The organism is Paenarthrobacter sp. CAP02 (genome assembly GCF_040137855.1).
In the GTDB taxonomy this organism is placed as follows: Bacteria; Actinomycetota; Actinomycetes; order Actinomycetales; family Micrococcaceae; genus Arthrobacter.
This window is the reverse complement of sequence record NZ_JBEEII010000003.1, coordinates 350388-371212: the sequence shown is the minus strand read 5'-3', so window position 1 is coordinate 371212 and position 20825 is coordinate 350388. Positions and strand designations below refer to the sequence as shown.

Here is a 20825-nt window from a genome sequence, read left to right as displayed (position 1 = left end):
TTTCCAGCTTAGTGCCCGCACGGTTTAGGCTCGGCCCAGCAGCGATGCCAGAAGCGAGGAGGCTCTAATGAAGTGGGACCCGTCCAAATACATCGAGTTCGGTAACCACCGGGACAGGCCGTTCCATGACCTCGTGGGGAGGGTCCAGGCCAGTCACCCGCGCAAGGTGGTGGATCTCGGTTGCGGCCCCGGAAACCTGACGGCGACGCTGACCGATCGCTGGCCTGGAGCCCGCGTGGTAGGTATTGACTCCTCTGCCGACATGCTAAGCAAAGCCGAATCGTTGGCGAAAGACACCGCGCAGTTGTCGTTCCAGCTTGGCGACATCGCACAGTGGGAACCGGATGCGGATACTGATGTGGTTGTCACGAACGCCGCACTCCAATGGGTACCGGGGCATCAGGAGATGGTGTTTGCTTGGCTGCGCGACCTCAAACCCGGCGCATGGTTCGCCATGCAGGTACCGGGAAATTTCACTTCTCCGTCCCATGCACTGATGCGCGGACTTGCGGAGTCACCCCGCTGGTCGCCCCGCTTGTCGGGCGTCCTTCGGCACGATGGCGCGGTAGGCAGTCCTGCGGACTACCTGGGGATCATGCTCGACGCCGGTTGTACGGCTGACGCTTGGGAGACCACCTACCAGCAGGTACTGACCGGCGAAGACCCTGTTCTGGAGTGGGTCCGCGGCACGGGCTTGCGACCTGTGCTGGCGGCTTTGTCCGCGGAGGAAGCCGCAGACTTCGAGCAGGAATACGCCGCGATGCTGCGGGAAGCTTATCCGGCCACGAAACACGGCACAGTTTTTCCTTTCCGGCGGATCTTTGCGGTCGCGCGCAAGAATTGAACCCCGGATTGCCGCCAATTCCAGCAGCCGACAGTTTCCCCCGCCGGACCGGCTTGTCCCGTACCGGCGTCGCTGGTCTAATTTTCGACATGGACCATGGACGTTTCGAACCCCTCACGCCGCGCACGACGCCGGTGACCGGCCGGAGTCACTGATGACTCCTACAGGCGATTTTCCCGGCACCTGGCGTCCCAATACCGGGAGCGCCGTCGCACTCTTTGAACAGTTACGCCTTCGGATCATTGAACTCGTGGACTCCGGAATCCTTGCGGTCGGGTCGAAACTTCCTCCCGTTCGAAATCTTGCAGGTGCACTGGATGTTGCGCCGCATACAGTGGCCCGTGCCTACAAGGAGCTCGAAGCGGCCGGCGTTGTGGCTACCCGGGGGAGGAACGGCACGGTGGTCTGCGCGCGGGATGACCGATGGGGAGCGCTGGCAGGCGTAGCTGCCGAATATGCGGCCGCCGCAAAAGCACAGGGGGCTTCCTTCGCTGAAGCGGTGCAGCTTTTCGCGGCCGCCTACGACGCCGACTGATACCGATCAGTAGGGTGTGAGGCACGACATGGAAATTCGAAGAAGTTTTCGATTAGCATTGGTAGGTGCCCAAAGCCTTAGCTGAAGATACCGCCATCGAATCGCCGAACAGCATCCCAGCCGTTCTTGAAACCAAGCCCGCCAGGCCGGACCTGTCGCGCCTGGTGGTCAAGGGCGCCCGGGAACACAACCTTCGCAACGTGGACCTGGACCTGCCGCGGGACGCCATGATCGTGTTTACGGGACTCTCGGGTTCCGGTAAGTCATCGCTGGCTTTTGACACCATCTTCGCTGAAGGCCAGCGCCGGTACGTGGAATCGCTGTCCGCTTACGCGCGCCAATTCCTTGGCCAGGTGGACAAACCCGATGTCGATTTCATCGAGGGCCTGTCACCTGCGGTGTCCATCGACCAGAAGTCCACCAGCAAGAACCCGCGCTCCACCGTGGGCACCATCACTGAGATTTACGACTACATGCGGCTCCTGTGGGCCCGCGTTGGCCGCCCGCACTGCCCAGTGTGCGGCGAGCCGATCACCCGGCAGACTCCCCAGCAAATCGTGGACCAGCTCCTGGAGCTGGAGACGGGTACGCGCTTCCAGGTCCTCGCACCCGTGGTGCGCGGACGCAAGGGCGAGTTCGTTGACCTTTTCAAAGAACTGACCGCCAAGGGCTACTCCCGTGCCCGTGTGGATGGTGAGCTGGTACAGCTGAGCGATCCTCCCAAGCTGGGCAAGCAGTTCAAACACACCATCGAAGTTGTGGTGGACCGCCTGGTGGTCAAGGAAGACATCAGCCAAAGGCTCACCGACTCTGTTGAAACAGCCCTGGGCTTGGCCGAGGGACGCGTCCTGGTCGAATTCGTCGACCTCGATGCTGAAGATCCTGGACGCATCCGGGCGTTCTCCGAGAACCTGGCCTGCCCCAACGAACATCCCCTGGCCATCGATGAGATCGAGCCACGTTCTTTCTCGTTCAACAATCCCTTCGGTGCGTGTTCCGCCTGCAGTGGTATTGGTACCAAGCTTGAAGTCGACGAGGAATTGATAGTTCCCAACCCGGAACTGTCGCTTGGCGAGGGCGCCATCGCCCCATGGTCGCTGGGTACGGCGACCACCGAATACTGGAACCGCCTCCTGGAGGGCCTGGCCCACGAACTGGGCTTCTCCATGAAGACCTCGTGGGAGAAACTCCCGAAGGACGTCCGCAACACCGTGCTTCACGGCAAGGACCACAAGGTCGTTGTCCAGTACAAAAACCGTTTCGGCCGTGAGCGCAAGTACAGCACCGGCTTCGAAGGCGCCATCCAGTATGTCCACCGGAAGCACGGGGAAACGGACTCGGATTGGGCCCGCGACCGTTACGAAGAATACATGCGCCAAATCCCCTGCCCTGAGTGCAATGGCGCGCGCCTGAACCCGGCGTCTCTGTCGGTATTGATCAACGGCAAGTCGATCGCCGCAGTCGCAGCCCTCCCAATGCGGGAATGTGCGGAGTTCCTGGGCAGCCTGACCCTGACCAATAGGGAAGCGCAGATCGCCAACCAGGTGCTGAAGGAAATCCAGGCCCGGCTGACCTTCCTCCTGGATGTCGGTTTGGAGTACCTCAACCTCGAACGGCCCTCCGGCACCTTGTCCGGCGGCGAGGCGCAGCGGATCAGGCTGGCAACCCAGATCGGCTCTGGCCTTGTGGGTGTGCTGTATGTCCTCGACGAGCCATCGATCGGACTCCACCAACGCGACAACCGCAGGCTCATCGAAACGCTGACGCGCCTCCGGGACCTCGGTAACACGCTGATTGTCGTGGAGCACGACGAAGACACCATCCATGAGGCCGACTGGGTGGTGGACATCGGACCGGGCGCCGGCGAGCACGGCGGCCAGGTTGTGCACTCCGGAACCTATAAAGAGCTCCTGGCGAACACCGAGTCGCTGACTGGCGATTACCTGTCTGGCCGCCGCACCATCGACATCCCCAAGAAGCGTCGTAAATACGACAAAAGGCGCGAATTGAAGGTTGTTGGTGCCCGGGAGAACAACCTCAACAACGTTGACGCGACGTTCCCCCTGGGACTCTTCACCGCCGTCACAGGTGTCAGCGGTTCCGGCAAGTCCACCCTGGTGAACGAGATCCTCTATAAGGTGCTGGCCAATAAGCTCAACGGCGCCAAGCAGGTCGCCGGTCGCCACAAGACCGTGACGGGGCTGGAGCACCTGGACAAGGTGGTCCACGTCGACCAGAGTCCCATCGGCCGCACGCCCCGGTCCAACCCGGCAACGTATACCGGTGTGTTCGACAACATCCGCAAGCTGTTCGCCGAGACCACCGAAGCCAAGGTCCGGGGCTACCAGCCGGGACGGTTCTCCTTCAACGTCAAGGGTGGGCGCTGCGAAGCCTGCTCCGGTGACGGCACCTTGAAGATCGAAATGAACTTCCTGCCGGACGTTTACGTTCCCTGCGAAGTGTGCCATGGAGCCCGCTACAACCGGGAAACCCTTGAGGTCCACTACAAGGGCAAGACGATCGCCGACGTCCTCAACATGCCCATCGAGGAAGGCGCGGAATTCTTTGCGGCCTTCACCCCCATCGCGCGGCACCTGAGGACCCTGGTGGACGTTGGCCTGGGTTATGTACGGCTCGGCCAGCCTGCCACTACGTTGTCCGGGGGCGAGGCTCAGCGCGTCAAGCTGGCAGCCGAACTCCAGAAGCGTTCCAACGGCAGGAGCATCTACGTCCTGGATGAGCCCACCACCGGGCTCCACTTTGAGGACATCCGGAAGCTCCTGATGGTTCTCCAAGGGCTCGTGGACAAGGGCAACACCGTTATCACCATTGAACACAACCTGGACGTCATCAAGTCAGCTGACTGGATCGTGGACCTTGGCCCCAACGGTGGATCCGGCGGTGGCCGGATTATTGCCACGGGAACACCCGAGCAAGTGGCTAAATCCACGGAGAGCCACACCGCAACATTCCTGGCCGAGATTCTGGGATAGAAGTATTCCGGTAGCGGCATGCGAGTTTCAGGCATGCCGCTACTCGTGAGAAACTAACCCGGTGACTCAAACAAAGGTGCCCGTAATATTCGATCTGGACGGCACCCTTGTCGATCCTGCCGGCGGTATAACCGGGGGAATCTCTGCCGCCCTCAGGGAAATGGACCTTCCTGTTCCAGGGCAGGCAGTCCTGAATTCCATGGTGGGCCCCAAGCTCAGTTATTCGCTCCTGCATTTGGCCAATGTCCCCACAGAATTGGTGGACGAGGTCATTGACCGTTATCGGCGCCACTACAAGGAAAGCGGTATCGCCCAGAGCAAGCTTTATCCGGGTATCCACGATCTTCTGCAGGACTTTGCTGAGTCCGGCCGTCCAGTGGCAGTAGCTACCCAGAAACCACAGTCCATTGCCCGCCTTGTCCTGGAGCATCACGGGATTGCCGGTTTCTTCGTCTCCATAAGGGGCGCGGCTGACGACGAGTCCTTGGGCGCCAACACTGCTTCCGGCAAGGTTGAAATCGTGGGCGCTGCTCTGGCCGACCTTCACTCGCAACCCGCAGTCATGGTGGGGGACAGGCATCAGGACGTCGCAGGTGCCATGGCCAACGGGCTGGACTGCATCGGCGTCCGTTGGGGTTTTGCCCCCGACGGCGAACTCGAGCAGGCCGGGGCAGTGGCCGTGGTGGGCACCGCGCTCGAACTGAAAAGCACAATTGAAGAACTTGACGCTGTCCGCGCGGCAGCCCTGAGCGAGGTACAAAACGATGGCAGTATTTGATGCGATCCGGTGGACTACCCGCGGGCTCATTTCGTCCACCTGCCGCCCTACGGTCATTGGACTTGAGAACGTACCCACCGACGGCCCGTTCATTGTGGCCCCCAATCACCTCTCCTTCCTTGACAGCGTGATCGTTCAGGCGCTGATGCCTCGACCCGTCGCGTTCTTTGCCAAAGCTGAATACTTCACCACCAAGGGCGTCAAAGGCGCTGTGATGAAGTCCTTCTTTGAAGCTGTTGGTTCCATCCCCGTAGAGCGCGGCGAGCAGGCGGCCAGCGTCCAGGCGTTGAAGACCCTGTTGGATATCCTCGAGTCGGGCAAGGGCATCGGCATCTACCCCGAAGGCACCAGGTCCCGCGATGGAATCCTCTACCGTGGACGCACCGGCGTGGGCTGGCTTGCCCTGACTACGGGTGCACCCGTCATCCCCGTGGGGCTGATCGGCACAGAGAAGCTCCAGCCGGCGGATAAGAATGCCGTCCGTCCCCAGCACTTCACCATGAAGGTTGGCGAACCGCTCTACTTCGATAAGACGGGCCCGGATCATTCGCTGCCCGCCCGCCGCGAGGTCACGGACAAGATCATGGATGCCATTGCTCTGCTCAGCGGACAGGAACGCTCCACGAGCTACAACCAGAGCAAATCCGTGGACTAGCCACCCGGGCCCTGGCTTGGCCGTGGCATCTGGTGTCGGCCCGGTTCACTAGACTGGACATGTGGCAGATCCAGCAAGTTACCGACCCCAAACAGGTGAAATTCCCACCACGCCGGGCGTCTACCGTTTCCGCGACCCCCACGGCCGGGTCATTTATGTAGGCAAGGCCAAGAACCTCCGTTCGCGGCTGAATTCGTACTTCGCCAACCCGGCAGGTTTGCTCCCCAAGACCCATGCGATGGTCCATGCTGCCAGCAGCGTTGAATGGACCGTGGTTGGCAGTGAACTCGAGTCGTTGCAACTCGAATACACATGGATCAAGGAATTCAAGCCACGCTTCAACGTCGTCTTCCGTGACGACAAGACGTATCCGTACCTTGCTGTGACGATGGGCGAGAAGTACCCCCGGGTACAGGTCATGCGGGGCGAGCGGAGAAAAGGGACCAGGTACTTTGGCCCCTACACAGCCGGTGCCATCCGGGAAACCATGGACACGCTGCTGAGGGTATTCCCTGTCCGCAGCTGCAGTGCCGGTGTATTCAAGCGGGCCGAGTCCAGCGGAAGGCCGTGCCTCCTTGGCTACATCGACAAATGTTCTGCGCCATGTGTCGGCAGGGTCACTGCCGATGAGCACCGGGTGCTCGCAGAGGACTTTTGTTCGTTCATGGGAGGTGAAGCCAAGCGCTTCATCAGCCGGCTCGAGAAAGAGATGGCCTCAGCGGTAGCCGACCTTGATTACGAGCGCGCGGCGGGGCTCAGGGATGACATCATCGCCCTGCGAAAGGTCTTTGAACGCAATGCCGTAGTGCTTGCCGAGGACACCGACGCCGATGTCTTCGCTTTGCATGACGACGAGCTGGAGGCCTCGGTACAGGTCTTCCACGTGCGCGGAGGCCGCGTCCGGGGCCAGCGCGGATGGGTGGTGGAGAAGGTCGAGGATGCCACCACGCCCGAGCTCATCGAACATCTGCTGCAGCAGGTCTATGGCGAGGACAGCGAAGTCCAGGGCCGCATCCCGCGGGAAGTCCTGGTCCCCGAGAACCCCAGCAACCACGCTGAACTGACTGAATGGCTGGGAGGCCTTCGCGGTGCCAAGGTGGACATCAGGGTTCCGCAGCGTGGGGACAAGGCTGCGTTGATGTCCACGGTCCGGGAAAACGCGGAGCAGGCACTCAAGTTGCACAAGACACGGCGTGCCGGCGATATCACCGTCCGGTCCTTGGCCCTCCAGGAACTCCAGGAAGCCTTGGACATACCTGTGCCGTTGCTTAGGATCGAGTGCTTCGACATTTCGCATGTTCAAGGGACCAACGTGGTGGCGTCCATGGTGGTAGTGGAGGATGGCCTTCCCAAGAAAGCCGACTACCGCAAGTTTTCCATCACCGGCGCCGCCGCGGCGGACGACACCGCAGCCATGCATGACGTCCTGACGCGCAGGTTCCGGCATTACCTGGCGGACAAGGTGGCACAGGTCCCTGTGGTCTCCGGCGAAATCAGCAACCCCGCCCGGCCCGGAAGTGCCCGCGCAGGTGAGGCACCGCCGTCGGACCCCACCATGCCGGCACCGAAAGCCAAGTTCGCCTACCCACCCAACCTGGTGGTGGTGGACGGCGGGCAACCACAGGTCAACGCGGCATCGCGCGCCCTGGCGGAACTGGGAGTCGACGACGTCTACGTCGTAGGACTGGCCAAGCGGCTCGAGGAAGTCTGGCTGCCCGACAGCGACTTCCCGGTCATCCTGCCCCGAACCTCCCAGGGCCTGTACCTTCTCCAACGGATCCGGGACGAAGCCCACCGCTTTGCCATTACCTTCCACCGGCAAAAGCGTGGCAAGGCCATGACGGTTTCGGCGCTGGACGGGGTTCCTGGCCTCGGTGAAGCGAAACGCAAGGCGCTGGTGGCACACTTCGGCTCGCTGAAGAAAATCCGGGCCGCGTCCGTCGAGGAGCTCACCTCCGCCAAGGGCATCGGCCCGGCACTGGCAGCCGCTGTTGTCCAGCACCTGGGGTCCACTGCGGACTCCGAGGAGGCAACTCCGGCGATCAACATGACCACCGGCGAAATCCTTGAATCTTAGCTAGGGTAAGAAGTTGCTGAAACGACCATTCCGAACTGAACGGGGAACACTTGATGGATGAGGCAACAGGGTCCGGCACGGAGCAGGACGGCCTCACGCCGGTCAAACCACCGGAGGCGGAACTGCTGGTAGTAACCGGGATGTCGGGGGCAGGGCGCAGCACGGCCTCGGACGCCTTGGAAGACCATGGCTGGTACGTCGTGGATAACCTGCCCCCGCAAATGCTGGGTACGTTGGCTGAAATTGTGTCGCACGCCCCCAAATCGATTCCCAAACTGGCCGTGGTGGTCGATGTCCGCAGCAAGGATCTCTTTACTGATATCCAAACGGCACTGGGAGCCTTGAGCGCCACGGGCATCACCTTCCGCGTGCTTTTCCTGGACGCCAGCGACGAAGTATTGGTCCGCCGGTTCGAGCAAGGCCGCAGGCCCCACCCGCTTCAGGGCGGCGGCAGGATCCTCGATGGCATCGGCATCGAGCGCGAGGTCCTGCGGGAGCTGCGCGAGCATGCTGACGTCGTCCTGGACACCACGGAGTTCAACGTCCACGGGCTTGCCACGGCCATTACTGAACTGTTCAGCGACACCGGACCTGTCACCCTGCGTCTGAACGTCATGAGCTTCGGCTTCAAGTACGGGCTTCCCGTGGACGCCAACTTCGTTGCCGACGCACGCTTCATTCCCAACCCGCACTGGGTTCCGCAACTCCGGCCGCACACCGGCTTGGATGAGGACGTCAGCAACTATGTCCTCGCGGCCGATGGCGTCCACGAATTCGTGGACCGCTACGTCAGCGCCCTCGAACCGGTACTGGACGGCTACCGGCAGGAGAACAAGCATTACGCCACCCTGGCCGTTGGCTGCACCGGAGGCAAACACCGTTCGGTGGCCGTCGCCGTCGAGCTGTCCAAGCGCCTGGCGCAGTATCCACGCGTTACTGTCACTACCACCCACCGCGACCTGGGGCGCGAGTAGTGGGGGTCCTGACCGGCCCGCTGCCGCTCATTCCGCCGAAAGGTGTCCCCGGCAGCCAACAGAAGAAAAGCCCGTCGGTGGTCGCCTTGGGAGGCGGACATGGACTGGCAGCGTCACTGTCGGCGCTGCGGCTGCTGACGTCCGAGCTGACGGCAATCGTGACAGTAGCGGACGACGGCGGCTCTTCCGGGCGTCTCCGTGACGAGTACGGCGTCCTCCCGCCCGGGGACCTGCGGATGGCCTTGAGTGCGCTCTGCGACGATACCGACTGGGGACGCACCTGGCGGGACGTCATGCAGCATCGTTTTGACGCCGGCTCGGCCAAGGGCGGGTCGCTGGACAACCATGCCATGGGCAACCTGCTCATCGTCACCCTGTGGGAGTTGCTCGGGGACACGGTCGCCGGACTGAAATGGGCAGGAGCGCTGCTCGGTGCCCGCGGGCAGGTACTGCCCATGTCGAGTGTTCCCCTCACCATTGAGGGTCGGGCCAGGGTGGAACTCCCCGACGGCGGCTACGAACTGCAGACCGTCCGTGGCCAGGCGAAGTGCGCTGTAGCCGGGAAGCTGGAAGACGTCACCCTCCTTCCCGAAGCCGCTCCGGCCTGCACGGAGGCGCTCACCGCCATCGAACTCGCCGACTGGGTGATCCTCGGGCCCGGCTCCTGGTACACCTCGGTGCTCCCGCACCTGTTGCTCCCTGAGCTCCGCCAGGCGCTGGGGGACACCGCGGCCAAGCGCTGCCTGACCATGAATCTGGACGTCGAGACCAAGGAAACCTCGGGTATGACGGCAGCGGACCATTTGGATGTCCTGCGCCGATACGCACCGGAGTTCAGCGTGGATGTGGTTCTCGCCGACCCCGCTGCAATCCAGGACCTGAAGGCCTTTGAGAAGGCTGCCGGGATGCTCGGTGCGGAAGTGGTGTTGGGTAGAGTAGGGGCGTCGAGGCGGCGCCCCGTCCATGATCCATTGCTGCTGGCAGCGGCCTACCACGATATTTTCGGGAACAGTTAGGAACACACGATGGCACTTACTGCGTCGGTCAAGGACGAACTGTCCCGGCTGGACATCAAGAAATCTTCGGTCCGCAAGGCCGAGGTTTCGGCAATGCTGCGCTTTGCGGGCGGCTTGCACATCATCTCCGGGCGCATCGTCATTGAGGCGGAGGTGGACCTCGCCTCCACGGCGCGGCGCCTGCGCGCCGCGATTGCCGAGGTTTACGGCCACCAAAGCGAAATCATCGTTGTTTCCGGGGGCGGCCTGCGCCGCGGGAGCCGCTACGTTGTCCGGGTAGTCCGGGACGGCGAGGCACTGGCCCGCCAGACGGGCCTGCTGGATGGGCGTGGCCGCCCGGTCCGGGGGCTCCCATCGGTTGTCGTCAACGGTTCAGCAGCTGACGCCGAGGCTGTCTGGCGTGGCGCTTTCCTCGCGCACGGGTCCCTGACGGAGCCGGGACGTTCGTCATCCCTTGAAGTTACTTGCCCCGGGCCGGAGTCGGCCCTTGCCCTGGTGGGTGCGGCCCGGCGCCTGGGAATCCAGGCCAAGGCCCGCGAAGTGCGCGGCGTGGACCGCGTTGTCATCCGTGATGGTGACACCATCGCCACCCTCCTGACCCGTATGGGGGCCCACGATGCCCTGATGGTCTGGGAGGAACGTCGGATGCGCAAGGAAGTCAGGGCCACGGCCAACAGGCTTGCCAACTTTGATGACGCCAACCTGCGCCGCTCGGCCCAGGCTGCCGTTGCGGCCGGCGCAAGGGTGGACCGTGCCCTGGAGATCCTTGGTGACGACGTTCCGGACCACCTGAAGTACGCGGGGGAGCTCCGCGTCGCCCATAAGCAGGCAAGTCTGGACGAACTGGGCCGGCTCGCTGATCCGCCCATGACCAAGGACGCCATCGCGGGTCGTATCCGCCGCCTGTTGGCCATGGCTGACAAGCGCGCCCTGGACCTGGGTATCCCGGGCACGGAGGCAAATGTGACTCCCGAAATGATGGACGAGTAGGCCACACCCATAGAATCGAAAAAGTGCGGAGGAAATACTGTGAGGGCCCGGCGGGTTGTTCCCGGTGGACGCAGGAGCAGGCTTCTTCGCCAAGGATTTCTGGCCGGTCCGCTGGCCGGATGAAATAACGAGTTACCAACCCGGACGTCAGTCCATTACATTGGAGGATTTCGTGACAGAGTACGTTCTGCCCGAGCTCGGCTACGACTACGCAGCACTCGAGCCGCACATTTCGGCAAAGATCATGGAACTGCACCACAGCAAGCACCATGCGGCCTACGTCGCAGGCGCGAACAACGCGCTCTCCCAGCTCGCAGAGGCACGCGACAAGGGCGACTTCGCCAACATCAACCGCCTCTCCAAGGACCTCGCGTTCCACACCGGTGGCCACATCAACCACTCCGTATTCTGGAACAACATCTCCCCGGACGGCGGCGACAAGCCCGAAGGTGAACTGGCAGCAGCCATCGACGACGCTTTCGGTTCCTTCGATGCCTTCCGCGCACAGTTCAGCGCTGCTGCTCTGGCCCTGCAGGGTTCGGGCTGGGCATTCCTTGCCTACGAGCCCATCGGCGGAAACCTGGTCATCGAGCAGCTTTACGATCAGCAGGGCAACGTTGCGCTCGGCACCACCCCGCTGCTGATGCTGGACATGTGGGAGCACGCCTTCTACTTGGACTACGTCAACGTCAAGGCTGACTACGTCAAGGCTTTCTGGAACATCGCAAACTGGGCAGACGTCGCCAAGCGCTTCGAAGCCGCACGCACCAACGCCACGGGCCTCATCGTCCTCTAGTGGTGAGCAAGGGTTCACGCAGATGTAACAAAAGTCACTTTTAGCGTGAATTCCGGCTAAATGCTGAAAAGCCTGCCTCCGCAGTTGCGGGGGCAGGCTTAGTTAAACGTAAGATGGATCACGGAAGGCGGTTAGCCTTCAGCAACGTGGCTGGTCGCCCTCCGATCTGATAATCACCTCTGCCCAACGGCGTGCGGGGTCTGTTAGTTGGAAATATCTGATCCGACTCACTAGGCGTGCTTGCAAGAGCACCAAGGAGATTGACACATAGTGACCACCCGTATTGGTATCAACGGCTTCGGCCGCATCGGCCGTAACTACTTCCGCGCAGCACTGGCCCAGGGCGCAGACCTTGAGATCGTCGCAGTCAACGACCTCACCAGCCCCGAGACCCTCGCCCACCTCCTGAAGTACGACTCCGTCGGTGGACGCCTCGCCCAGACCGTGGAAGTTGTCGATGGAAACCTGGTTGTCGACGGTAAGTCGATCAAGGTCCTGGCAGAGCGCGATCCCGCGAACCTTCCGTGGGGCGAGCTGGGCGTGGACATCGTTATCGAGTCCACCGGTTTCTTCACCAAGGCCGCCGCAGCGCAGAAGCACATCGACGCCGGAGCCAAGAAGGTCCTGATCTCGGCACCTGCCAGCGACGAAGACATCACGATCGTGATGGGCGTGAACCACGAGCTCTACGACCCGGCAGCGCACAACATCATCTCCAACGCGTCCTGCACCACCAACTGCCTCGGCCCGCTGGCCAAGGTCGTCAACGACGCCTTCGGCATCGAGCGTGGCCTCATGACCACGGTCCACGCCTACACGGCCGACCAGAACCTGCAGGACGGCCCGCACGGCGACCTCCGCCGTGCCCGTGCAGCAGCCATCAACATGGTTCCCACCTCCACCGGTGCGGCCAAGGCAATCGGCCTCGTCCTGCCCGAACTCAAGGGCAAGCTCGACGGCTACGCCATTCGCGTTCCCGTCCCCACCGGTTCCGCAACGGACCTCACGGTGACGGTTTCCCGCGAAGTCACGGTCGAGGAAGTCAACGCCGCAGTGAAGGCCGCAGCAGAGTCCGAACAGTGGGCTGGCATTCTCTCCTACACGGACGCTCCGATCGTGTCCTCGGACATCGTTGGCGACCCGGCGTCGTCCATCTTCGACTCCGGCCTCACCAAAGTCATCGGCAACCAGGTCAAGGTTGTTTCCTGGTATGACAACGAGTGGGGTTACTCCAACCGCCTCGTCGACCTCACGGAGCTCGTCGCATCCAAGCTGGGCTAGGGTAGACACATGACATCTCACACCCTCAACGAACTCATCGCTGAAGGTGTCCGCGGGCGGTACATTCTGGTCAGAAGTGACCTGAATGTGCCGCTCGACGGCTCTACAGTGACCGACGACGGCCGCATCAAAGCGTCCCTGCCGGTCATCAAGAAGCTCTCGGACGCCGGTGCCCGTGTGCTCGTAACCGCCCACCTCGGCCGCCCCAAGGGTGCCCCCGAGGAAAAGTACTCCCTGAAGCCCGCAGCGGACCGCCTGGCTGAACTCGCGGACTTCTCCGTGCAGCTCGCCAAGGATACCGTTGGCGCCTCCGCCAAGGAGCTTGCCAGTGGCTTGCAGGACGGGAACGTGCTGGTCCTCGAAAACGTTCGCTTTGACGCCCGGGAAACCAGCAAGGACGATGCCGAGCGCGGCGCGTTCGCTGACGAACTCGTTGCACTGACAGGTGGCAACGGTGCGTTCGTGGACGATGCTTTCGGTGCGGTACACCGCAAGCACGCCAGCGTTTACGACGTCGCCACGCGGCTGCCCTCTTACCTGGGCGACCTCGTCCACACCGAGGTTGAAGTTCTTCGGAAACTGACCAGCGACACGCAGCGCCCTTACGTCGTGGTCCTCGGCGGTTCCAAGGTCTCCGACAAGTTGGCTGTCATCGACAACCTGCTGGGCAAGGCTGACACCATTCTGGTTGGCGGCGGCATGCTGTTCACCTTCCTGGCTGCTGCCGGGCACAAGGTTGGAGCAAGCCTCCTGGAGGAAGACCAGATCCCTGTCGTCCAGGACTACCTCAACCGTGCCGCCGACGCCGGAACGTCGTTTGTCATTCCAACTGACGTGGTGGTAGCCAGCCGCTTCGCAGCGGATGCCGACCACGAGGTTGTCAGGGCCGATGCCATTGAAGAAAGCTCTTTCGGAGCTTCCGGCATCGGCCTGGACATCGGACCCGAAACGGCCTCGGCTTTCGCAGCACAAATCGAGGGAGCCAAGACCGTCTTCTGGAACGGCCCCATGGGCGTCTTCGAATTTGAGGCCTTCTCTGCTGGCACCCGTGCCATCGCGCAGGCGCTCACCGACACTGTGGCCTTCACAGTGGTGGGCGGCGGCGACTCAGCGGCCGCGGTTCGCACCCTCGGCTTTGACGATTCGCAGTTCGGCCACATCTCAACCGGTGGCGGCGCCAGCCTGGAATACCTTGAAGGCAAGGAACTTCCGGGGCTCAGCGTCCTGGACCGCTAAGCACCAAACCGCCCGGCAGGACGCCTATGCGTCCTGCCGGCCGTTCCACATCACAACGTAATCTTTGGAGTTCATGTGACTACCTCTGCCAACGGCAACTTCGTTCGCAAACCCTTCATCGCCGGCAACTGGAAGATGAACATGGACCATGTCCAGGGCATCACCTTGCTGCAGAAGCTCGCCTGGACCCTGTCCGACGCCAAGCACGACTACAACCGGGTAGAGGTAGCCGTCTTCCCTCCGTTCACCGATCTCCGCGGCGTCCAGACCCTGGTTCAGGGCGACGACCTGGAAATCGTCTACGGCGGCCAGGACCTGTCCCAGTTCGACTCCGGCGCTTACACCGGCGATATCTCCGGTCAGTTCCTCAACAAGCTGGGCTGCGCCTACGTCCTGGTGGGTCACAGTGAGCGCCGCACCATCCACAACGAGTCCGACGAAGTCGCGAACGCCAAGGTCAAGGCAGGCTTCCGCCACGGCGTCACCCCGGTGCTGTGCGTGGGAGAAGGCCTGGAAGTCCGCCAAGCCGGAACGCACGTCGAACACACTTTGGCCCAGCTGCGGGCCGGCGTTGAGGGTCTCACCGCAAAACAGGCTGCTGAGCTCGTCGTTGCCTACGAGCCCGTCTGGGCCATCGGAACCGGGGAAGTAGCCGGTCCTGAGGATGCACAGGAAATGTGTGCCGCCATCCGTGCCGAGCTTGCTGTGCTCTTTGACGAAACCGTCGCGTCCAAGACGCGGTTGCTGTATGGCGGTTCCGTCAAGGCCAACAACGCTGCGGCCATCATGGCTGAAACCGACGTTGACGGTTTGCTTGTGGGTGGCGCCAGCCTGGACCCGGCGGAGTTTGCTAACATTGTCAGGTTCGAGAACCACCTGGTCACCGACTAGTCCGGCTCCCGATTTCCGCTTCTTCGAAAGGCCGTCGTGGACGTTCTTCAAGTCATTCTGCAGATCCTGCTGGGCATCACCAGCCTCCTGCTGACGTTGCTCATCCTCCTGCATAAGGGACGTGGCGGCGGTTTGTCCGACATGTTTGGTGGCGGCATGAGCTCGGGTTTGAGCTCCTCAGGTGTTGCCGAGCGCAACCTGAACCGCTTCACCATTATTCTCGGAATTACCTGGGGCGTAGTCATCATTGGCTTGGGCCTGATCATGCGTTTTGCTTCAGGTGGCGACTCCTAGTCGTCCCTGAACAGGGGAGGTTCCTTCACGGGAGCCTCCCCTTTTTTCTTGATCCGCACCAAACAGCAGTGCCGCCGTCGGGCTCCCCGGATTAGAATTGGCGTGTCGGCCGCAAGGCCTGCAGGGCCGTGACGGCCGACCACCGACTCGCTAGGGGTTCGAAAATGGTTCATGGCACGCCCGGTTACCGGGGCACCCGAGTAGGGGTCGCCCAAGGATCCGCACCAAGAAATCACAGCGACCATGGCGAAGGGCAACAGCTGCCCCGCATCCGCGTGCCGTATTGGTGCGCCAAGGGCCACGAAACGCAACTGGTGTTCCTGAAGCTTCCGGAAGAGCAGATACCCAAGTACTGGGACTGCCCCAAATGTGGGCTTCCCGCTTCCAGGGACCCCAGCCATCCTGCCTCATTGAGGCCGGAGGACGAAATATTCAAATCGCACTTGGACTACGTTAAAGAGCGACGCTCCAGCCAGGACGCTGAAGTGGTCCTGGCTGGAGCGTTGGAGCGGTTACGCGCCCGCGGGGTCCTTCCGGACAAGTTGCTGGGGGACACGTGACGCTGCGTTCTCGTCTATAAGCCACAGCGTCCTCGAACGGCCCACAGGGCCCGCTGCCGGGACTTGTACCGGGTTGGCGCCGGCCAAGGCCAACCCAACGGCGCCGGCCTTATCCTCACCGGCCACCACCATCCAGATTTCCTGGGCGGTGTTGATGGCTGGAAGCGTCAGCGAGATGCGCGACGGCGGCGGCTTCGGCGAGTTCTCGACGCCTACCACCGTGCGGGTCTTCTCCCGGATGCCCGCCTGTTCGGGGAACAGCGACGCCACATGCGCGTCCGGGCCAACGCCGAGAAGAAGGATGTCGAATCGGGGGAGTACTCCCGGGCGCTCCGGCCTGTCATCGGACATGTCTGCTGCGTGTTCCGCTTCAGCGGCAGCCTTGAGCTCATCGGCGTAGGCAGCAGCTGCTTCCTCGGAGGAAGCGAACTGGTCGGTCGAACCGGGTTCGTGGACACGGGCCGGATCCACATCCAGGTGGGACAACAGAGCCTGGTGCGCCTGGCGGGTGTTCCTGTCATCGCTGTCCGCAGAAACGAAACGCTCATCGCCCCACCAGAAGTTGACCTTCGACCAGTCCACCGCGGGAGCCGCAGCCGAGTCGGCCACTGCCTTCAACGTTCCAATGCCAACAGTGCCGCCGGTCAGGACTACCGTGGCTTCACCGTGTTTGTCCTGGACGTCCACGAGCTTGGTGATCAGGCGGGCCGCAATGGCGGCCATCAGCACCTTGGAGTCGGGGTGGATGCTTACTCTTGGCTCAGCGTGCACTGGTCTGGACTCTCCTCTGGCTGGTAAGTGGCAGTCCCATCGTAATCACTTCTCCGAAGACTTCGTCGGGATCGAGTCGACGCAGTTCCTCGGCCAGGCAGTCCTTGAGGCTCCGGCGGGGAAGTGTGATGCGCTGGGCCGGCTGACCGGGCTGGGTCAGTTCCGCCACGGACAGGCCGGGACGGAACAACTGCACGTCACCGCTGGCACGCGTCAGGCGTACCCGGCGAATGCCAGTGCCTGCCGGATCGGCCACAATCGTGACGGGGGCCTGCAGAGCGAGGCTCAACCACGCTGCGAGCAGCAACGTACTGGGAGAATCCGATGCACCCTCGACCGCAATGGCCGAAACGGGGTCACCGTCCACCTGGTCGAAGACCGCGGCCAGTTGCATGCGCCAGTTGGTCAGGCGTGTCCATGCGAGGTCGGTGTCGCCTGCCTTGTAGGTGGACCGGATGTTCTCCAGCGCCAAGCGAGGATCGGGTTCGTTGGCCGAGTCTGTGATCCGGCGGTGCGCAATGCGGCCGATCGACGTCTCGCACGCGCTCTCCGGTGCACCGTGCGGCCACCAGGCAACGATGGGGGCATCCGGAAGCAGCAAAGCGTTGACCAGCGATTCGCTTTCGTGGGCCATGTGGCCGTGTCCGCGCAGGACAATAACCTCCGACGCGCCGGCGTCGCCCCCCACGCGGATTTGCGCGTCCAGGCGGTCAGGGCCTTCAACGCCGGCGTCAGCGAGCACGATAATCCGGCAGGGGTGTTCCCGGCTGGCTTCGTTGGCTGCCTCGATGGCTTCCTCTTCCTGCCCGGACTTGGTGACGACCACCAAGGTGAGGACGCGGCCCAGGGCGATCACGCCGCCCTGTTCACGGAGCGACATGATCTTCTTGGAGATCTTGGAAGTGGTGGTATCGGGAAGATCTACGATCATGGCCTTCTCCAGGTTCGTCCGTCACGTGCCAGCAGGGCGTCGGCCGAGGCCGGCCCCCAACTGCCGGGGGCGTAGGGTTGCGGTTGTTCGTCGAGCCCGGCCCAGTAATCCTCGAACGGGTCGAGGATCTTCCATGACAGTTCGACTTCCTGGTGCCGGGGGAACAGTGGCGGCTCGCCCAGCAGCACGTCCAGGATGAGGCGTTCGTACGCTTCGGGGCTGGACTCCGTGAAGGAGTGTCCGTACCCGAAGTCCATGGTGACGTCGCGGACTTCCATTTGGGTGCCCGGTACCTTTGACCCGAAACGGATCGTGGCGCCCTCATCTGGCTGGACGCGGATCACCACGGCGTTCTGGCCGAAGTCGTCCTCACCGTGGTCACGGAAAAGCAGGTTTGGTGCACGTTTGAACACCACTGCAATCTCGGTGACGCGACGGCCCAGGCGCTTGCCCGCACGCAGGTAGAACGGAACACCGTTCCATCGGCGGGTGTTGATGTCCACCCGGATCGCAGCGTAGGTCTCGGTCTTGGAGTCGGCGGGGATACCGTCCTCGTCCAGGTATCCGAGGACTTCCTCGCCGCCCTGCCAGCCGCCGGTGAACTGCCCACGCGCCGAATGGGTGGACAGGTCTTCGGGCAGCTTGACGGCGGCGAGGACCTTTTCCTTCTCAGCGCGCAGGTCATCGGCGTTGAAGGAGATGGGTTCTTCCATGGCCGTCAGGGCCAGAAGCTGCAACAGGTGGTTCTGGATGACGTCACGGGCAGCACCCACGCCGTCGTAATAGCCTGCACGGCCCCCTGTGCCGATGTCTTCGGCCATGGTGATCTGGACGTGGTCAACGTAGTTGGCGTTCCAGAGCGGCTCGAACAACTGGTTCGCGAAGCGCAGGGCGAGAATGTTCTGCACCGTCTCCTTGCCCAGATAATGGTCGATCCGGAACACGGCGTCCGGCGGGAACACCGATTCGACAATGTCGTTCAACTGCCGCGCGGATTCCAGGTCGTGGCCGAACGGTTTCTCAATGACCACACGGCGCCACTGGCCGGGCTTGGCCTGGGCCAAGCCATGCTTGGACAGCTGGCGGCACACCTGTTCGAAAGCCTTGGGTGGGATGGACAGATAGAAACCATGGTTGCCGCGGGTACCACGTGTCTCGTCAAGTTCGTCCAGGACGTCGCCGAGGCGCTCGAAAGCGTCGTCGTCGTCGAATTCGCCTTGGACAAAGCGGATACCGGACGCAAGCTGCTCCCAGACCCCTTCATCGAACTTTGTCCGGGCGTTGGCCTTGACGTTTTCCTTCACCTCGGCGGCGAAGTCGGCGTTGTCCCACTCACGCCGGCCGAAGCCCACCAAAGCGAAGCTGGGAGGGAGCAGGCCACGGTTTGCGAGGTCGTAGACCGCGGGCATGAGTTTCTTACGGGCGAGGTCGCCGGTGACTCCGAAGAACACCAACGACGAAGGCCCGGCGATGCGGTTCAGGCGCCGGTCCCGCGGATCCCGCAAGGGGTTCCGCAGGCCGGCGTTCTTCCTGCCGTTTTCAGTTTCTGGCATGTTGTGTATTGTGCCTTAGCTTTCGAGTGCGCTGGCCTGGCCGGCAAGCGCAGCGACGACATCCTGGAGCTGCGCTACACCTGCGGCGCGCTCGGTGAGGTGCAGGCGCAGCACAGGACGTCCGTGTCCTTCAAGGACCTGGGCGTCACCCGACGCCTGCGCCGCGATGAGCTGACCGAACGTGAACGGACGCTCCGGGATTTCAAGATCTGTGGAAGCGGCCGCGGTGACCTGCAGGAACACGCCGATGGCCGGTCCGCCCTTGTGGAACTGGCCCGTGGAGTGCAGGAAACGCGGACCCCAGCCGAACGTGACAGGGCGGCCGCTCACAGCAGCAAGTTCATCCCGGACGCCTTCGAGGGGAGCATAGGAAATGCGGTCCAGGTACGCCTGGACGCTCAGGTAACCGTCAGCGCCGAGCTCCTCCAGAAGCGCCTGAACGGCTTCCGCCACGGTTGAGGCCGAGCCGAGCCAGTCGCCACCGCGAACCTCCACCACACCGTCGGTGAAAGCGGCAGGTGTGGGCTCCGGACGGGCATCAAGCAGGCCGCGGGCAGCCACTTTGGCGGCTTCGACGTCGGGCTGGTCAAAGGGGTTGATGCCCAAAAGACGGCCGGCAACCGCGGTGGCAAACTCCCAGACGAACATCTGGGTGGGCAGTCCGCCGGCGATTGCAACCTCGTTTTCGCGAAGTTCGACGTCGGCATCGGCACCTACCAGCCGAACCACCAGGACATCCTCGGCTCCGTTGAGGGCCTCCGGGGATTCAGGACCGGCCACGACCGGCAGGAGACCGGTCCCCAGCTTGCCTGTGGATTCCGCAATGAGCTGTTCAGCCCAGTCGGCAAAGCCAACAATGCCGGAGCCGTCCTCTGCAATGACGATCTTGTTGCGAAGGGGGTTGGTGCCGCCCAGGGCGCTGCCCAAAGCCAGGCCGATGTTGTCTGCCGAGTCCTCGTTGAGGATCTCGGCTGCTTCCTCGGCTTCATCCAGGAACGCCTGGATGTCCACTCCGGCAAGGCCACAAGGAACCAGGCCAAAAGCAGTGAGCGCAGAGAACCGGCCGCCGACGTTGGGATCGGCGTTGAACACCGCGCGGTAGCCTGCCTCGCGGGATGCCTTGTCCAAGGGGGAACCAGGATCGGTGACGATAACGATGCGGCTCTTGGCATCGATGCCGGCGTCTGTGAACGCCTTCTCGAATACGCGCCGCTGTGAGTCGGTTTCAACGGTGGAGCCCGACTTGGAGGAAACGACGATGGCCGTCTCCTCCAGCCGGTCAGCCAGGGCAGCACCTACCTGTTCGGGGTCGGTGCTGTCCAGCACGGTCAGCTCGACGCCGGCGGTGCCGGCAATAACCTCGGGAGCCAAGGACGAGCCACCCATGCCACAGAGGACAATGCGTGAGACTCCTTCGGCACGGAGGGAATCGCGAAGTTCCAGGATGTCCGCGACCAAGGCCTGGGACACAGTGGCGGCTTCTACCCAGCCGAGGCGGATCGCCGACTCGGACTCCGCATCGGGGCCCCACAGTGTGTGGTCCTTGGCGAAAATCCGCGTGGCGATCTTTTCCATGACCAGGCCGTCGATGTGCTGGGCGATGGCCTGCTGGGCGGCACCGCTGGCGTCGTAGCTGATTGTGCTCATAGT

The 20825-nt window shown here is 62.8% G+C and carries 19 protein-coding genes; 15 read left to right on the top strand and 4 right to left on the bottom strand.

The genetic code is table 11. The annotated features are described in order from the left end of the window. Positions 1-67 precede the first annotated feature (67 nt). From ABHM97_RS07305 to ABHM97_RS07235, 15 genes are all read left to right on the top strand, one after another. The gene (locus ABHM97_RS07305; RefSeq protein ID WP_349470119.1) at positions 68-844 is read left to right on the top strand and encodes a trans-aconitate 2-methyltransferase; all 777 of its coding nucleotides are present in this window, start codon (positions 68-70) and stop codon (positions 842-844) included. A 154-nt stretch (positions 845-998) separates the two neighbouring features. Beyond that, positions 999-1379: a GntR family transcriptional regulator gene (locus tag ABHM97_RS07300; RefSeq protein WP_235521719.1), complete on the top strand. Its 381-nt coding sequence runs from the start codon at positions 999-1001 to the stop codon at positions 1377-1379. A gap of 65 nt (positions 1380-1444) precedes the next feature. Continuing rightward, the gene (uvrA, locus tag ABHM97_RS07295) at positions 1445-4372 is read left to right on the top strand and encodes an excinuclease ABC subunit UvrA (protein WP_349470118.1); all 2928 of its coding nucleotides are present in this window, start codon (positions 1445-1447) and stop codon (positions 4370-4372) included. A gap of 61 nt (positions 4373-4433) precedes the next feature. Continuing rightward, the gene (locus ABHM97_RS07290) at positions 4434-5150 is read left to right on the top strand and encodes an HAD hydrolase-like protein (RefSeq protein WP_349470117.1); all 717 of its coding nucleotides are present in this window, start codon (positions 4434-4436) and stop codon (positions 5148-5150) included. Further along, positions 5137-5805, top strand: coding sequence for a lysophospholipid acyltransferase family protein (locus tag ABHM97_RS07285; RefSeq protein ID WP_235521722.1), 669 nt, complete (start codon positions 5137-5139; stop codon positions 5803-5805). Before ABHM97_RS07290 ends, ABHM97_RS07285 begins: the two co-directional genes overlap by 14 nt. A gap of 61 nt (positions 5806-5866) precedes the next feature. Further along, positions 5867-7882 (top strand): excinuclease ABC subunit UvrC, encoded by a 2016-nt coding sequence (gene uvrC, locus ABHM97_RS07280; RefSeq protein WP_349470116.1) that lies wholly within the window; start codon positions 5867-5869, stop codon positions 7880-7882. A 53-nt stretch (positions 7883-7935) separates the two neighbouring features. Then, positions 7936-8856, top strand: coding sequence for an RNase adapter RapZ (gene rapZ, locus ABHM97_RS07275; RefSeq protein WP_211712619.1), 921 nt, complete (start codon positions 7936-7938; stop codon positions 8854-8856). Further along, positions 8856-9872, top strand: a complete 1017-nt coding sequence (locus ABHM97_RS07270; RefSeq protein ID WP_235521725.1) for a gluconeogenesis factor YvcK family protein — start codon at positions 8856-8858, stop codon at positions 9870-9872. The genes rapZ and ABHM97_RS07270 overlap by 1 nt, the downstream gene beginning before the upstream one ends. Before the next feature lie 9 nt (positions 9873-9881). Further along, positions 9882-10862, top strand: a complete 981-nt coding sequence (whiA, locus tag ABHM97_RS07265) for a DNA-binding protein WhiA (protein ID WP_235521726.1) — start codon at positions 9882-9884, stop codon at positions 10860-10862. Positions 10863-11034: 172 nt separating this feature from the next. Beyond that, the gene (locus tag ABHM97_RS07260) at positions 11035-11658 is read left to right on the top strand and encodes a superoxide dismutase (protein ID WP_211712622.1); all 624 of its coding nucleotides are present in this window, start codon (positions 11035-11037) and stop codon (positions 11656-11658) included. A 270-nt stretch (positions 11659-11928) separates the two neighbouring features. Next, positions 11929-12939, top strand: a complete 1011-nt coding sequence (gene gap / locus ABHM97_RS07255; protein WP_024821016.1) for a type I glyceraldehyde-3-phosphate dehydrogenase — start codon at positions 11929-11931, stop codon at positions 12937-12939. A 9-nt stretch (positions 12940-12948) separates the two neighbouring features. Further along, a complete protein-coding gene (locus ABHM97_RS07250) occupies positions 12949-14175 on the top strand; it encodes a phosphoglycerate kinase (protein ID WP_257368145.1) in 1227 nt (408 codons plus the stop codon). A 75-nt stretch (positions 14176-14250) separates the two neighbouring features. Then, a complete protein-coding gene (gene tpiA, locus ABHM97_RS07245; RefSeq protein ID WP_349470115.1) occupies positions 14251-15066 on the top strand; it encodes a triose-phosphate isomerase in 816 nt (271 codons plus the stop codon). Between the two features lie 36 nt (positions 15067-15102). Then, positions 15103-15360, top strand: coding sequence for a preprotein translocase subunit SecG (gene secG, locus ABHM97_RS07240; RefSeq protein WP_211712625.1), 258 nt, complete (start codon positions 15103-15105; stop codon positions 15358-15360). Positions 15361-15524: 164 nt separating this feature from the next. After that, on the top strand, positions 15525-15920 hold the full coding sequence (locus tag ABHM97_RS07235) for an RNA polymerase-binding protein RbpA (RefSeq protein WP_349470114.1): 396 nt from the start codon (positions 15525-15527) through the stop codon (positions 15918-15920). On the opposite strand, the gene pgl is transcribed toward ABHM97_RS07235, so the two are convergent. Genes pgl through ABHM97_RS07215 form a run of 4 tightly spaced genes read right to left on the bottom strand, consistent with a single transcriptional unit; the run spans position 15873 to position 20822 of the window. Further along, positions 15873-16691 carry a 6-phosphogluconolactonase gene (gene pgl, locus ABHM97_RS07230; RefSeq protein WP_235521731.1) on the bottom strand — a complete coding sequence of 273 codons (819 nt, stop codon included), beginning with the start codon at positions 16689-16691 and terminating at the stop codon, positions 15873-15875. The two genes, ABHM97_RS07235 and pgl, sit on opposite strands and share 48 nt — an antisense overlap. Further along, complete coding sequence (locus ABHM97_RS07225; RefSeq protein ID WP_349470113.1) at positions 16681-17622, bottom strand: glucose-6-phosphate dehydrogenase assembly protein OpcA; 942 nt, start codon at positions 17620-17622, stop codon at positions 16681-16683. The genes pgl and ABHM97_RS07225 overlap by 11 nt, the downstream gene beginning before the upstream one ends. Next, on the bottom strand, positions 17619-19175 hold the full coding sequence (gene zwf, locus ABHM97_RS07220) for a glucose-6-phosphate dehydrogenase (RefSeq protein ID WP_235521733.1): 1557 nt from the start codon (positions 19173-19175) through the stop codon (positions 17619-17621). The genes ABHM97_RS07225 and zwf overlap by 4 nt, the downstream gene beginning before the upstream one ends. Positions 19176-19190: 15 nt before the next feature. Then, on the bottom strand, positions 19191-20822 hold the full coding sequence (locus tag ABHM97_RS07215) for a glucose-6-phosphate isomerase (protein ID WP_349470112.1): 1632 nt from the start codon (positions 20820-20822) through the stop codon (positions 19191-19193). Between the last annotated feature and the right edge of the window lie 3 nt (positions 20823-20825).

What these genes read in the sequence shown, in the direction of transcription:
- ABHM97_RS07305 (WP_349470119.1), top strand. Translation starts at nt 68, where the DNA reads ATGAAGTGGGACCCGTCCAAATACATCGAGTTCGGTAACCACCGGGAC.
- ABHM97_RS07300 (WP_235521719.1), top strand. Translation starts at nt 999, where the DNA reads ATGACTCCTACAGGCGATTTTCCCGGCACCTGGCGTCCCAATACCGGG.
- ABHM97_RS07285 (WP_235521722.1), top strand. Translation starts at nt 5,137, where the DNA reads ATGGCAGTATTTGATGCGATCCGGTGGACTACCCGCGGGCTCATTTCG.
- rapZ (WP_211712619.1), top strand. Translation starts at nt 7,936, where the DNA reads ATGGATGAGGCAACAGGGTCCGGCACGGAGCAGGACGGCCTCACGCCG.
- whiA (WP_235521726.1), top strand. Translation starts at nt 9,882, where the DNA reads ATGGCACTTACTGCGTCGGTCAAGGACGAACTGTCCCGGCTGGACATC.
- ABHM97_RS07250 (WP_257368145.1), top strand. Translation starts at nt 12,949, where the DNA reads ATGACATCTCACACCCTCAACGAACTCATCGCTGAAGGTGTCCGCGGG.
- ABHM97_RS07235 (WP_349470114.1), top strand. Translation starts at nt 15,525, where the DNA reads ATGGTTCATGGCACGCCCGGTTACCGGGGCACCCGAGTAGGGGTCGCC.
- ABHM97_RS07225 (WP_349470113.1), bottom strand. Translation starts at nt 17,622, where the DNA reads ATGATCGTAGATCTTCCCGATACCACCACTTCCAAGATCTCCAAGAAG.
- zwf (WP_235521733.1), bottom strand. Translation starts at nt 19,175, where the DNA reads ATGCCAGAAACTGAAAACGGCAGGAAGAACGCCGGCCTGCGGAACCCC.
- ABHM97_RS07215 (WP_349470112.1), bottom strand. Translation starts at nt 20,822, where the DNA reads ATGAGCACAATCAGCTACGACGCCAGCGGTGCCGCCCAGCAGGCCATC.